Source organism: Streptomyces sp. NBC_00328 (assembly GCF_036139655.1).
GTDB lineage: Bacteria > Actinomycetota > Actinomycetes > Streptomycetales > Streptomycetaceae > Streptomyces.
In genome coordinates, this window is sequence record NZ_CP108013.1 from 3,867,843 (window position 1) to 3,881,626 (window position 13,784).

Genomic DNA, 13,784 nt, shown 5'->3' on the forward strand with positions numbered 1-13,784 from the left:
GTGAGTTCCACATGTCCGAAAACCTCACCAGGGGCCACCGCCCCTCGGGTTCGTCCCTTTCCCGGGCGAGAACCATCCCGGCGTGGTCGCTGCTCGCGGCCACGACCGTGCTCGGCGGCGCGCTCGGCGGCGCGTACGGCGTGATGAAGCCGCCGGCCTACACGGCCACGAGCTACGTCATCGCCGTTCCGACGGACAAGGGTGATCCGTCCGCCGCGCTCGGCTTCGCCCAGGCCTACGGCCGGGTCGCCACACAGCTCGCGGTGCTCGGGGACGCGCAGGTGTGGGCCGGTGTGCCGGTGAAGACGCTGGAGGCCGACGTGCGGACGGCGACCTCCCCGGACGCGCCGATGATCGCCGTCTCCGCGACCTCCTCACGCTCCGGCCGGGCCGCCGACATGGCCAACGCGGTCACCCGCTCCCTGACCCAGCACGCCAACGCGAGCCAGAAGAGCACCCACGTCCAGCTTCTGTCGTTCTCCCGCGCGATGAAGCCGACATCGGCGTCCTCCCCGTCCCCGACGGTGACGGGCCTGGTCGGCGCGAGCGCGGGCGGACTGCTCGGCGGCCTCGTGCTGCTGGTCCGTCCCCGGCGGACCGCCGACACGGTCCGCCCGGCCTCGGTACCGGGCCCGGCCACCGCCGCCGATGTGCACGGCCAGCTGTGAGCGCGACGACACTCCGGGCCGGTGTACGCGACACCGCTCCGGCCGAACTCGTCACCGAGGAACGGGAGTTCGCCGAACTGGCGGAGGCCTGGGGGCGCCTGTACCGCCGGTGCGGCGCGGCCACCGCGTTCCAGAGCCACGCCTGGCTGCACTCCTGGTGGCTCTCGTACGGCACACCGGGGCGGCTGCGTCTGATGGTCGTGCGCGAGGGCGGTGAACTGCTCGCGGTCGCGCCGCTGATGCGGGCCCGCCGCCCGCTGCCGACGCTCGTGCCGCTCGGCGGGCCGATCTCCGACTACGCGGACGTGCTCCTCGACGACGAGCACGCCGACCGCGCGGCGGCCCTGCTCGCCGAGGGGCTGTCGGCCGCGGCCCGCACCGCGCTGATCGACTTCCGCGAGGTCCGCCCCGGCGGCGCGATGGAGCGGATCTACGAGCACTGGAGCGGACCGCGCCGCCGGGTCGGGGACTCCCTGTGCCTGGAGCTCCCGGCCACCTCGATGGACGAGCTGGTCGGCCGCCTCCCCTCGTCCAAGGCCCAGCGCGTCCGGGCCAAGCTGCGCAAACTCACCGCGCTCGGGGTCGAACAGCGGGTGGTGGGCCACGACGAGGTGGACGCGGCCCTCGGCCGGCTGCTCGAACTGCACCGGTTGCAGTGGGAGGGCCGGAAGGTGACCTCCGAGCACCTCCACGAACGGTTCTCGGAGCATCTGGTCCGCTCGGTCGGCCCGATGGTGCGGTCCGGGGACGCGGTGGTCACCGAGTTCCGGCTCGACGGCACCGTGATGGCCGTGGACCTCACGCTGCTGTCCCGGCGCCTGGCGGGCGGCTATCTGTACGGCGCCCATCCGCGGTTGCGCGAACGCAAGGCGGACGTGGCGGTGATACTGCTCGACGCCTGCTCCCGGCACACCGAGGGCGGCGACCGCTGGACGCTGAGCCTGCTGCGCGGCGACGAACCGTACAAGCACCACTGGCGCCCGGACCCGGTCGTCAACCAACGGCTGCTCCTGGCCCGTCGGCGTACGGCGCTGCTGATGTCGACGGTGATCTGCGACGTCGCCGCGCGCCGGCGGGGCAAGGAATTGCTGCGGAGCTGGAAGGAACGCGGTGGCGGCAGGCCCTGACCGACCCGCCGCCACCCGAGGGTCACCAGCCGCTCGACCACCACTCGTCCGGCGACCAGTCGAGCCGCACGCACGGCTTCCCGCCTAGCCAGTACTCGACCCAGTCACCGAGCTCCAGCGGCGCACAGGTGGCCGGGTCCGGCGTCGCGTGCGGCACGGGCTCGCGCGCAGGGGGCGGTGTCGGGGTCGGGGTCGGCGTGGATGCCGGCTCCGGCACCGGGGTCTCGACCGGCTTCGGCACCGGCGTCTTGACCGGTGTCGGCACCGGCTCGGGCGTCACGGTCGGCGTGGAGACCGGCTCGGACACCGGGGTCTCGACCGGCGTCGGGACCGGCTTCGGCACCGGCGTCTTGGCCGGCGTCAGCACCGGCTCGGGCGTCACGGTCGGCGTGGAGACCGGCTCCGGTGTCGACTCAGGTTCCGGCGTCGGGGTCGGCTTCGGCGTGGAGGCGGGCTCGGTCGTCGGTGTCGAAGCCGGTACGGGCGTGGAGGTCGCCGCGGATGTCGGCGTCGACGCCGGATCGGACGTCGGGGTCGCGGCCGGAGCCGTGGGCAGCGGATCGTCCAAGGTGGACATTGCGGCCCGGAAGACCTCGGCCGCCGACGGGTTGTCCTGGCACTGCCACACACCGTGCGGGCAGTAGTCGGTGAGCGTGTTGTACAGCGGCTTGTGCTCGTCGATCCACGCGAGCATGTCCTTCATGTACGTCACGTTGTCGCCGTTGCGATAAAGGCCCCACTCCGGATAGGAAATGGACTTGCCGTGGGCCTTGGCGAAATCCACCTGCTCCTGAAGCCCGTACGGCTCCTTCACCTGCTCGTCGAACGAGGCTCCCGACGGCTGGTCGTACGCGTCCATGCCGATGATGTCGACCGTGTCGTCACCGGGATAGCACTCGGTCCAGGGAATGGCGTCCTGGCCGCGGTTCGGGGCGAAATCGAACCGGAACCTCTGTCCCGGCACCGACCGCATGGCGGTGACGATTCTGTTCCAGTACGTCTTCCATGCCTCCGGGTCGGGACCGCAGCGATGGGAGTACGTGATGCCGTTCATCTCCCAGCCGAGCACGATGACGGTGTCGGGCACCTTCAGCTCGACGAGCCGCTCGGCGAGCGCGCGGAAATGGTGGTCGAAGGCTCCGGTCTCGGCCTCGCGCAGCAGCCGACGGACCTGGCCGTCGGAGAGACCTTCCTCGTTGCGCTCCATCATCGGGACGTTGAGGACGAGCATCCGGTCGTCCTGGCGGCGGCGCCAGTCCGCCCAGGCATCCAGGAATCCGGGCGCACCCTCGATGTTGCTCCAGCGGTCGCCGGGCAGATACGTGTGTCCGACCCGCAGTTCGGTGCCACCGAGCCACCGGCTGAGCTGCTCGATACGGGCGACGCCCTCAGGGCCGAAGTCGAGGTAGGCACCGAAGGCAGGCAGCCCGGCCGCGCCCGGCCGGGCGGGCTTCACGCCGTCCGTGACCGCCGCCGTGGGTACGCCGTCGGCCGGGCGCGGCGTCCCGGTGGGAACCGAGGCCGACCCCGCGGCCGGAACGCCACCGCCGGCCGGGAGGTTCAGGGGTGGTTCCGCCGTCGTGGGTGTCGGAGCCGGTGGGTCGCCTACCCGCACCGCCCCGGCGCCCACGGCGTACACCGGGCCGGACGCGAGCGCGACCGACGTGACGATGCCGGCCGCGATGAACGCCAGTCTTCCGCTCCGGGGTCGCTGCCGCTGCCGCTGTGGGGCCATGCCTGCTCCTCTCCCTCTTGATCCTCGGATTTCCCTTCCGATTACTGACACTCAGTCATATGAATGCGTATTCAGCCAACCGGGCTTCCGGCCTCCCGTTTTGGTGATCACTCGCACGGGTGAATGCCCGGTGCCCCCGCCCCTCTCCATTCCGAAGGAGAAGCCCGTTCAGAATCTCGAGAGCCGAGTCCCCGCCGTGCTGCTGCGCATCGACCGGAATCCCTTTCACCAAGGAACGCCGGGAGCCGTGCGCTCACTCGGCAGAGCCGGTGCGGAGGTGCACCCGGTCGCGGATTCCGAGGGAATTCCCGTCCGCAGATCGCGCTTTGCCAGCGAGACGCATCCTCCGCCCCCACCCGGTTCGCCGCCCGCGGACATCGCCGCGGTGTTGCGCCAAGTGGCCGCCCGGGTTTCCCGGCCCGTCGTACTGGTCCCGTTGGATGACGTGAGCGCCCTCGCGGTGAGCGCTCCGGGCGAGGAGCTCACCTTCATGGCGGGTCTGATCACCGCCTCCGCCTTCGGCCCGGCCATGCGCTTCGTGCAAGGCGCCGGCTTCACGGCGGGCATGCTGGTGCGCGGCGTGCGGCGGCTGCTGCTGCGCACGGGTGCGGGCGGATCCCGGCGCCCGGGGAAGACCGTCGGCGGGGATCGGACCTGGAGCTCGGCGCCGGGCTCCGACGCCGACCGCGCACCGGGCGCCCGGCTCCGGGCGGACCAGCCGCACCGGGCGGCCCGGCTCCGGCCCGGCGCCGATCGGGCGCGCGGACCGGCTCCGGGTGCCGGGCGCGAGAACGCGAGCGGCACCCGGAGCGGGGCGTCACGGGCGGGACTGGGCCCGGCTGCGCCGGTACAGCAGGGCGCCGCCCGTCATCAGGGCGACACTGATCGCGGCATTGGCGAGCACTCCCTGGCCGCCGGTCTCCGCCAGCGTGGGCGGGGTGTACTGACGCGGCACCGGGGGCTGCTCGTGGACCGTCACGGGCGGGGTGTGCACGACGGGCGTCTTCGGCGGCTGCGGAACCGTCCGCGGGGGCGTCGCCGGCGGCGTGCAGTGGTGCGGGGTCCTCGCGTGGCCCTCCGGCGCGTGGTGGTGGGCGCACGAGTTGCCGGACACGGGGTTCGCGATGCCGATCACGTCCAGCGTGTTGCCGCAGAGCTCGACCGGGAGGTCCACGGGGGCCGCCAGGTGGTTGCCCGAGAGGACACCGGGCGATCCGTGCGTCCCGCCGTACGACGAGGCGCCGCTCCAACCGCCTTGGTGGGCACCCGAGTCACCGTACCCCGGGCTCATGTGACCGGATTGCCCGTGCCGGGAGTCGCCGTGGCCCGAGTCGCCGTAGCCGGACTGGCCGTGTCGGGAGTCGCCGTAGCCCGGGTCGCCGTAGCCACTCTGCTCACCGCCGTAGCCACTCTGGCCACCGTGCTCGCGGGCGTGGCCACCGGCCCGGTGACCTCCGTATCCGGCGTGCTCGGTGCCGTGACTGCCGTAGCCGCCGGGCTCGGCACGGTGACCACCGGCGTGGCCGCCGTGGCCCTGCGCGGGGTGATGCGGCGCCGCGTGCCTGCCCTGCGAAACCGGGCCACTGGCACAGGAGTTGCCGAACGCCGGGTTGAGGGCGGCGACGACGTCGACCGTGTTGCCGCAGATGTTCAGCGGCACGTTCACCGGAACCTGGACGTTGTTTCCCGACGCCACGCCGGGTGAGTCCGAAGCGGTCGCGGTCGCGTTCGAGTCCGCGAAGGCCGGACTGGCGTACAGGGACATGATGCCTGTCGCAGCCGCGGCCAGGACCACTCCCCTACTCAGGTTCTGTCGCACTCTTGTTGTCTTCCTGCTGGGAGAAGTGAGGAAGCCGGCCTTGGGGTCCGCGAGGCGGTCCAAAGCCGGCCGTGGCACAGCCGGAGGCGGCTGAAGTGCCGAAACGTCAGTAGTTGGCGCAGACGTTGCCGATCGTCGGGTTCAGCAGGGCGATCACGTTGACCGAGTTGCCGCACACGTTGACGGGGATGTGGATCGGGACCTGGACCACGTTGCCCGAGAGGACGCCGGGAGAGTTGGCGGCGATGCCCTCGGCGCCCGAGTCCGCGAAGGCGGGGGCAGCCATGCCCAGAGCCATGATCGCGCCGACGACGGCAGCGCTCTTCCTGAGCTTCACGTGCTTTCCCTTCTCTGCGGTCATGCCCCTTTGTCGGCCGAAACCGAGCGAGCACACCTGGGCGGCTCGCATCATGACCTGCGGGCTGTAAACGAGGGACGGACCACCGAGGAAACTGCGGAACCTGAACCCGTGGGGAATTCACTCGAATCGCCCCGCCCGGAATGGACACGGAAGTTTCACAGCGGGGGAAACGCTCCTCCCCATGGAGAAGCGTTTCCCCCGGAGCGGGAATGCCAACACGACAGAAACGGAATTCATATATACGACGGGAAGGCGCGTCGGAGCCCGGGCGGAGGTCAGCTGCCGACGGCACCGTTGCCCGACAGCTGATCACCTCGGCACCACGGACAGCGGGCCCGGTCGCGGGGTTTTTACCGCCGAGTCAACTTACCTGTGCATAAAGGGATTTCAAGGGGCCGCACACGATTCGTCGGGTCGCGCTACCGGGCGCAGTCCTCGGCGCAGATGTCCAGTTCGTCGGCCTGCCCGATCGCGGTGGCGAGCGACGCGACGTCCTTGTCCTCGGTCACGTTCGCCAGGGAGCGGGCCCGCGAGGCGAGTTCTCCGAGGGACGGGACACCGGGCAGGGAGCTCCAGCGAGCGTCGCCGGAGCGCAGGTCGTCGGCGAAGTAGGCGGCCACGGCGGTGACCTGGAAGGAGTACGGCGAGGTCCAGACACCCTCGCGCAGACCGCCGGTCTCCAGGCTGCCGGACTCCTCGTGCGGGGCGCGGGAGCCGGGGTCGAGCCAGCGGACGGTCGCGGTGGCCAGATGCCCGGAGGCGCCGGGGCGGGTGCGGACGGCGTAGAGGGCGGTGACCGTGTGACCGGGGCCCACCTCGCCGCCGTCCACCCGGTCGTCGCGGAAGTCCTCGTCGGCGACCTTCCGGTCGTCGTAGCCGATCAGCCGGAACCGCTCGACCGTCTCGGGGTCGAAGGCGACCTGCGCCTTGGCGTCGCGTGCCGTGAGGTCGATGTTCCGCGGAAGCTGGTCGCAGAACACGGTGAGGGCGTCGTCGCGATCGGAGACGTACGTCGTGTGGCCGTCGCCCTTGTCGGCGAGGCGTTCCATGAGGGCGTCGCCGTAGTCGCTGCCGACACCCACGCCGAAGAGCGTGATGCCGTGCTGTCGGCGGGCCGAGGAGATCCGTTCGAGGATGTCGTCCGCGTCCGTGTCGCCGGTGTTGGCGAGGGCGTCGGAGATCAGGACGACCCGGTTGGTGGCCCCCTCGCGCAGCCCGTCGACGGCCGTCGCGTACCCGGTCCGCACGCCCGCGCCGAGGTTGGTCGAGTCGGTCGGCTCCAGACTGCCGATCGCCCGGTGGACGCGGGCGCGGTGGCCGCCGAGCCGGGTCATCGGCAGCACGGTCTCGGCTTCGTCGCTGAAGGTGACCAGGGCGACCGAGTCGTCGTCGCGCAGCCGGTCCGTCATCACGTCGAGGGATTCCCTGGCCAGGTCGAGGCGGCCCGGCTCCGCCATGGAACCCGAGATGTCGATGACGAAGGTGAGGGCGGCGGGCGGGCGTTCGCGCTCGCTGTCGGCGGGCCGGGTGGCGAGCCCGACCCGGACGAGGGACCAGCGTCCGTCGTCGGTGCGGGCTCCGTCGACGGACAGGGAGAAGCCGTTGCCGTCGGGCCGTTCGTAGTCCTGGCGGAAGCTGTTGACGAACTCCTCGGGGCGGACCGTCGAGGGGTCGGGGGCGCGGCCGTCCGCGAGAGTGCGGCGGGCGTAGCCGTACGACGCGGTGTCGACGTCGAGGGCGAACGTGGAGAGGTAGTCGGGCGACGGCTCGACGTCCGGGGCGGCCGACTGCTCGCCCTCGGCGTCGCGCTCGGCCGCGCCGCCGGTCGGCTGCGCGGGGCCCGGCAGCGGGAGGTTGTTGCGGCCGCCGGACTTGTCCGGACCGTCCGTGGAGTTGCTGCCGTCGCCCGCGCCGCATCCGGTGAGCAGCAGTGCGCCCGCCAGGGGCAGGGCGAGCAGTGTGCCGGCCAGCCTTCGACGGCTCGCCCTCCGTGCGCCGCTGTGTGGGCGGCCCGCGGCGGCCGCCGTCCGTACGTGCTTGATCCCCATCTGTGCCCCCTCGGCGTACGGCCCTTGTGTGGGCCGACCTGTGTGACTGTGACGGCCGAGGGGGCCGGGACGAGCGCTCGGATGCGTTGCGGAAGGATCTCGAAGCGGCCACGACGGCGGGCCGCCGAGACCGGTAGGTGATCTTCCGGAGACCTACGACACGATGTCCTTGTGCCGGAAGCCGCGGAAGGCCAGGGCGAACAGGACGAGGGCGTACGTCACGGAGATCGCCGCGCCCTGGATCATGCCTCCCCACTCCGGTGTCGGCTGGATGGCGTCGGCCCAGGCGAACTGCCAGTGGGCGGGCAGGAAGTCGCGCCAGTGGCCGAGTGCGGTGACCGCGTCCAGGACGTTGCCCACGATGGTCAGGCCGACCGCGCCGCCGACCGCGCCGAGCGGGGCGTCCGTCTTCGTCGACAGCCAGAACGCGAGCCCGGCGGTGACCAGCTGGGACACGAAGATGTACGCGATCACCGCGAACAGCCGCTGGGCGGCGGTGCCCGCGGAGAGCGCGCCGCCGGTGGGGATCTCCAGCGGGCCCCAGCCGTAGGCGGCGGTGCCCACGGCCAGCGCGACGACGGGCAGCAGGACCATCGCCGCGAGGCTGAGCCCGAGGGCGACGGTGAGCTTGGACCACAGCAGCCGGGCTCTGGGCACGGGCGCCGCCAGCAGGTAGCGCAGGGAGGACCAGCTCGCCTCGGAGGCGACGGTGTCCCCGCAGAACAGCGCGACCGGGATCACCAGGAGGAAGCCCGCCGAGACGAACAGGTTCACCGCGGCGAAGTTCGCGCCGGAGGCGGTGGCGGTGTCCAGCAGGGTGATCCGGCCGTTGCGCGCGCCCGGTTGGCCGCCGATCGCGAACGCGACGAGCAGGACGAGGGGCAGGGCCCCGAGGACCGCCCCCATCACCAGGGTGCGGCGGCGCTTGAGCTGGCGGACGAGCTCGACGCGCAGCGGCAGGGTGCGGCTCGCCCGGTACCCGTCCGCCGTCTCGGTCCGCTCGAGGAGCGTGCTCATGCGGAGCCTCCGATCAGGGTGAGGAACGCGTCTTCCAGACGGCGGTGGGGTCCCACCGACGCCACCGGTACTTCGAGGCGTACGAGTTCGACAACCAGGCGTTGTGCGCTGCCGCCGGGGTCGAGGCGGACCAGCAGGCCGTCCTCGGTCGCGACGGCCGAGAGGACGCCCGGCAGTGCGCCGACCTTCTCCACGACCGGCGCGTCGACGGGTGTCCCCGTGCCGACGAGCAGGGTGTCGCCGGAGCCGATGATCTCGGACACCTGGCCGGCCTGGACGAGCCGGCCGCGGTCCATGACCACGAGGTGGGTGCAGGACTGCTCGACCTCGGCGAGGAGATGGCTGGAGACGATGACCGTGCGGCCCGCGGCGGCGTAGCGGATCATCACCTGGCGCATCTCGCGGATCTGCGGCGGGTCGAGGCCGTTGGTGGGTTCGTCCAGGATCAGCAGGTCCGGGAGGCCGAGCATGGCCTGGGCGATGGCGAGGCGCTGGCGCATGCCCTGGGAGTAGGTGCGCACCGCGCGGGCGAGGGCGTCGCCGAGTCCGGCGATCTCCAGGGCCTCTTCCAGGTGGGCGTCCTCGCGGGGACGGCCGGTGGCCTGCCAGTACAGCTCCAGGTTCTCGCGGCCGGTCAGGTGCGGGAGGAAGCCCGCGCCCTCGACGAACGCTCCGACCCGGGAGAGGACCGGCGCGCCGGGGCGGATCGCGTGCCCGAAGACGTGGATCTCGCCGTCGTCGGGCTTGATGAGGCCCATGAGCATGCGCAGGGTGGTGGTCTTGCCCGCGCCGTTCGGCCCGAGCAGGCCGAGGACCTGGCCCTTCTCCACGCGGAACGACAGGTCCCGTACGGCGTACCGGTCGGCGGACTTGGCGTAGCGCTTGCTCAGGCCGGTGATCTGGAGCGGGACTTCGGCCAGTTCGGGGTCGGGTGCCGGGGCGTTCGTACGGCGGCGGCCGGTCACCAGCAGGGCCAGGGCGGCGAGCGCGCCGGCGAGCGGCAGCCACCACACCCAGGAGGGCAGCGCCGCCGCGGCGGTCTTCACCGCGGGGGCCGTCGGCACCTGGAGGGCGCTCTTGAGGGACACCGTGTACGTGGCGGGGGCCGCCGGAGAGGCGTAGCCGAGGTCGGTCGAGGCGAGGACCAGGCGCAGCCGGTGGCCCTTGCGGACCGCGTGGTCGACGGCGGGAAGGGTCAGGGACACGTCCTTGCCGTTCCTCGCGCCCTCGACGCGGACCGGGGTGACGAGCTGGGAGGGCAGTACCTGCTGGGTGCCGCCGGGACCGACGTCGTACACCTTGCCGAAGAGGACCGCGTCGTCGGTGCTCGACCCGACGTGCACGGTGACGGTCGGTGAGCCGGTGATCCGCAGGTCGTCCCGGAAGGGAGCGGACTCGAAGCGGGCGTACTGGCCGGGGAAGTCCAGGGAGACCCCGAGGCCGAGGGTGGAGAGCTGGGCGAGGCCGCCGGAGCCGCCGAGTCCCGGCAGGGCCGAGATGGCGGGCGGACTGGCGCCCGCCGGGTTCTGGAAGCGCTGTTCACGACCGGTCAGCCCGATCGTGCGGCGGCCGCTGTCCAGTCCGGGGTAGGTGTCCGAGCTCGCGCCGCGCAGCAGGGCGGCGCCGTCGGTGGAGTCGACGCCTCCGGTGCGGGTGACGCGGAAGGCGGGGCCGGTGCCGGCGCCCTTGTCGTCCTTCAGGTAGCGGTCGAACCAGGAGACGACGCGGGAGGTGACGCGGTCCGTCTCCATGTCGCCGCCGTCGTGTCCGCCCGCGATCCAGTCGACGTCGACGGGAGCGCCGTTGGCCTTGACGGCCCTGGCCATGGCGTCGGCCTGGCCGAGCGTGAAGAGGGAGTCGGACTGACCCTGGGTGATGAGGGTGGGGACCTTGATGCGGTCGCCGACGGCGGAGGGGCTGCGTTCCTGGAGCAGTTTCGTCGCCGCCGCGTCCGGCTTCCCGGACTCCGCGACCCGGTCGTACATCGCGCACAGCTCGGGCTCGAAGCGGGCGCAGCCGCCGCCGGAGTTGATGAAGATGCCCGCCCAGAGCTTCTTGAACACGCCGTTCGGGAACAGGGCGTCCGCGAGGTTCCAGTACGTGATCGACGGGGCGATGGCGTCGACGCGCCGGTCGTTCGCGGCGGCCAGCAGGGAGATCGCCCCGCCGTACGAGGCGCCCGCCACGCCCACGCGCGGGTCGCCGTTGCCGTCGAGCCGGACCTCGGGGCGCCGGGCGAGCCAGTCGACGAGCCGGGAGACGTCGGCGACCTCGGCCTTGGGGTCGTTCAGCCCGATCTTTCCGGTGGACCTGCCGAAGCCGCGCGCCGACCAGGTCAGGACCGCGTATCCGTCCCGGGCGAGCTTCTCCGCCTCGGCGCGTACGTCCGCCTTGCTGCCGCCGAAGCCGTGCGCGAGGAGGACGGCGGGACGGCGGGGCGAGGACGGTCCCGCGGTGAAGTACGAGGTGTCGAGCCGCGCTCCGCCGTCCATGGCCATGACGCGGTCGGAGCGGTGGACGGCGGGCGCGCCGTCGGAGGCGACGGCCGTCCAGGTGCCCGCGCCGGCGAGCACCACGAGGGCAGCGGCGGCGGCCGCCCATCGCCCGCGGGCTCGGGCCGTCGTGCGGCCGGAGGGGTGTCCCCGGCGCGGCCCGCGCGGCCGGGGCAGTCGAAGATCCATGGCTCAACGGTACGGGCGCGCACCGGCGACAGGGACAGCCGCCGGGTTGAACCGGCACCCCTCCCGGGGAAGTACGGCGGGGGCCGCGTGTACCGCGTCCGTGGTACGAACGGGCCATGGAGCTGCGCCGCGCCGCCACCGTCCTGGAACTGACCGCCGCCGAGTACCTCTTCGACCATCCCGTGCGTCCCGAGTGGGCCCGGCGGTTCCTGGACGCCCAGGGCCATCACCTCTACCTGGCCTACGAGGGCGAGGTGCCGGTCGGCTTCGTCAGCGGGGTCGAGACGGTCCATCCGGACAAGGGCGCCGAGATGTTCCTGTACGAGCTGGCGGTGGCGGAGCCCTTCCGGCGGCGGGGCACGGGGCGGGCGCTGGTCCGCGAACTCGCCGCCCTGGCCCGGGAACGCGGCTGTTACGGGATGTGGGTGGCGGTGGACGCCGGAAACGACGTCGCCCTCGCCACGTACCGCAGCGCGGGTGGCGAGGACGACGGGATGTGCACGGTGGTGACGTGGGAGTTCGGCTGAGGTTCCCGCGGGCCGCCGGGTCCCGGCTCGGAAAAGCCGGGCGGGCGGACCGTCGCGGTTACGCCTGCACGTCCTCCGGGATCGACACCAGCCAGCGGGTGTCGCGGCGCGGGCGCAGGTAGAAGGCCCAGTACAGGGTGGCGACGGCGGTGATGCCGCCGGTCCACAGCAGGTACTGCGTCTCCTGCTGGGTGAGGACGTAGGCGAGGACGACGATCAGCAGGATCGGCATCGCGGGCCACAGCGGCATCCGCCAGGCGGGGGTGTGGCGGTGGTGGCCGCGCCGGGCGAGCAGGGCGGCGACCGCGACGAGCAGGTACATGGCGGTCACCGACACGCCCGTGACGCCGTACAGGGTGTCGAGGTCGACGAAGCAGAGGGCGGCGCCGGGGACGCCCACGAGCAGGGTGGCGACCCAGGGGGAGCCGAACCGGCCGAGCCTGGACAGGCCGTTGTTAACCGGCTCGGGCCAGGCCTTGTCGCGGGCCGAGGCGAACAGGACGCGCGAGTTCTGGATGACCATGACGATGCCCGCGTTGATGATCGCGAGGGCGACGCAGAGGCTGACGAAGGTGCCGACGGCCGAGTTGGACCAGGCGGTGACCATGCTGCTGATGTCGCCGCCGGTGAGCTCCTCGATGTCGGAGGCGCCCATGGTGATGGCGACGACCGGGACCAGGATGACGACCGTGGAGATGGCGAGGGTGGCCAGCACCGTGCGGGCGACGTTGCGGCGCGGGTTCTCCAGCTCCTCGGAGAGGTAGACGGCGGTCGAGAAGCCCTGGGTGGCGAAGAGGGCGATGGCGAGCCCGGAGATGACGAGCATGGCCGTCACCGCGTCGGTGTGTCCGCCGGTCCCGGCGACCTGCATGGAGGTCAGGCTGCCCAGGCCGCGGTGGCTGTGCGTGAAGCCCAGCAGGGCCACGACACCGGCGGCGACGACTTCGAGGACCAGGAAGATGCCGGTGATCCAGGCGTTGGCGCGCAGGTCGAGCAGTCCGGCGAGGGTGGCCAGCAGCATCACGCCGGCGCCGGTCATCGCCGGGTCGAGGTGCACCAGCGGGGCGAGGTAGTCGGCGGTGCCGATGGCGATCACCGGCGGCACGATCATGACCACGAGCAGGGACATCACGAAGACGAGCCAGCCCGCGAGCCGTCCGGCCATCGTGGAGACCATGGCGTACTCGCCACCGGCGCTGGGGATGAGGGTGCCCAGCTCCGAGTAGCAGAACGCCACGGCGACGCAGAGGAGCGAGCCGATCGCGATCGTGAGGGCGGTCGCGGTGCCGAGCGAGCCGAAGAGGTCCGGGATGACCACGAACAGCGTCGAGGCCGGGGTCACGCAGGACAGCGTCAGCAGGGTGCCGCCGACGACGCCTATGGAACGCTTGAGTGTCTTCGGGTTCCCGGTCTCCGCGGGGGCGGCGTCCAGGACGGCGGTCTCTGCGGGGCGGAGCGTGTCGGTCATCAAGCGGTTCCGATCGACTCGTGCGTCAGGTGGTTCGGGCGGGAGCGATATCGCCTCCGGCGGCTCGCGTCGTTCTCGTTCTTGTCCGCTCCCGCGCCGATGGAACCTTGACGGAAACCGTTGCGTCAATGGCCGTTCACCTACGGAATCCGCAGGAGCGAAGCGGCGCACGTCACATCGCATTCTCAGGCGACAGCGCCCTCATGTTGCAATCATCAAAGCTTTGCGAAAGGCGACCTTGCTTTCGAAGGCCAAACAATCAACTCGCCTGCATCACCCGGTTCATCCGCATGAACGGGAATCGTTGCGGTGCCGTCAAAAAAACGTCAAGCC

The 13,784-nt window shown here is 72.0% G+C and carries 9 protein-coding genes and 2 pseudogenes; 4 read left to right on the forward strand and 7 right to left on the reverse strand.

Translation table 11 applies throughout. The features are described 5' to 3' along the window. Nucleotides 1-11 precede the first annotated feature (11 nt). Nucleotides 12-668: a lipopolysaccharide biosynthesis protein gene (locus tag OG485_RS16920; protein WP_328669196.1), complete on the forward strand. Its 657-nt coding sequence runs from the start codon at nucleotides 12-14 to the stop codon at nucleotides 666-668. Continuing rightward, complete coding sequence (locus tag OG485_RS16925; protein ID WP_328669197.1) at nucleotides 665-1,795, forward strand: GNAT family N-acetyltransferase; 1,131 nt, start codon at nucleotides 665-667, stop codon at nucleotides 1,793-1,795. The genes OG485_RS16920 and OG485_RS16925 overlap by 4 nt, the downstream gene beginning before the upstream one ends. Nucleotides 1,796-2,198: 403 nt before the next feature. Here OG485_RS16925 and OG485_RS16930 read toward each other — a convergent pair. Further along, nucleotides 2,199-3,530 (reverse strand): annotated as a pseudogene (locus OG485_RS16930) (glycosyl hydrolase); the annotation flags it as partial. A 130-nt stretch (nucleotides 3,531-3,660) separates the two neighbouring features. Between OG485_RS16930 and OG485_RS16935 the strand changes: the two are divergent. Then, nucleotides 3,661-4,014: pseudogene (locus OG485_RS16935) on the forward strand (ATP-grasp domain-containing protein); the annotation flags it as partial. Between the two features lie 333 nt (nucleotides 4,015-4,347). Here OG485_RS16935 and OG485_RS16940 read toward each other — a convergent pair. The 5 genes from OG485_RS16940 to OG485_RS16960 form a co-directional block, all read right to left on the reverse strand. Beyond that, entirely contained in the window at nucleotides 4,348-5,295 is a 948-nt protein-coding gene (locus OG485_RS16940) for a chaplin (protein WP_328669199.1), read from the reverse strand. Between the two features lie 160 nt (nucleotides 5,296-5,455). Beyond that, complete coding sequence (locus OG485_RS16945; RefSeq protein WP_328669200.1) at nucleotides 5,456-5,710, reverse strand: chaplin; 255 nt, start codon at nucleotides 5,708-5,710, stop codon at nucleotides 5,456-5,458. 419 nt (nucleotides 5,711-6,129) lie between these two features. Further along, nucleotides 6,130-7,758, reverse strand: coding sequence for a vWA domain-containing protein (locus OG485_RS16950; RefSeq protein WP_328669201.1), 1,629 nt, complete (start codon nucleotides 7,756-7,758; stop codon nucleotides 6,130-6,132). 153 nt (nucleotides 7,759-7,911) lie between these two features. Continuing rightward, a complete protein-coding gene (locus OG485_RS16955) occupies nucleotides 7,912-8,775 on the reverse strand; it encodes an ABC transporter permease (RefSeq protein WP_328669202.1) in 864 nt (287 codons plus the stop codon). Then, nucleotides 8,772-11,456: an alpha/beta fold hydrolase gene (locus tag OG485_RS16960; RefSeq protein WP_328669203.1), complete on the reverse strand. Its 2,685-nt coding sequence runs from the start codon at nucleotides 11,454-11,456 to the stop codon at nucleotides 8,772-8,774. Before OG485_RS16960 ends, OG485_RS16955 begins: the two co-directional genes overlap by 4 nt. A gap of 116 nt (nucleotides 11,457-11,572) precedes the next feature. Between OG485_RS16960 and OG485_RS16965 the strand changes: the two genes are divergently transcribed. Beyond that, nucleotides 11,573-11,983 carry a GNAT family N-acetyltransferase gene (locus OG485_RS16965; protein ID WP_328669204.1) on the forward strand — a complete coding sequence of 137 codons (411 nt, stop codon included), beginning with the start codon at nucleotides 11,573-11,575 and terminating at the stop codon, nucleotides 11,981-11,983. Nucleotides 11,984-12,041: 58 nt separating this feature from the next. On the opposite strand, the gene OG485_RS16970 is transcribed toward OG485_RS16965, so the two are convergent. Next, the gene (locus OG485_RS16970; protein WP_328669205.1) at nucleotides 12,042-13,451 is read right to left on the reverse strand and encodes an APC family permease; all 1,410 of its coding nucleotides are present in this window, start codon (nucleotides 13,449-13,451) and stop codon (nucleotides 12,042-12,044) included. Nucleotides 13,452-13,784 lie beyond the last annotated feature (333 nt).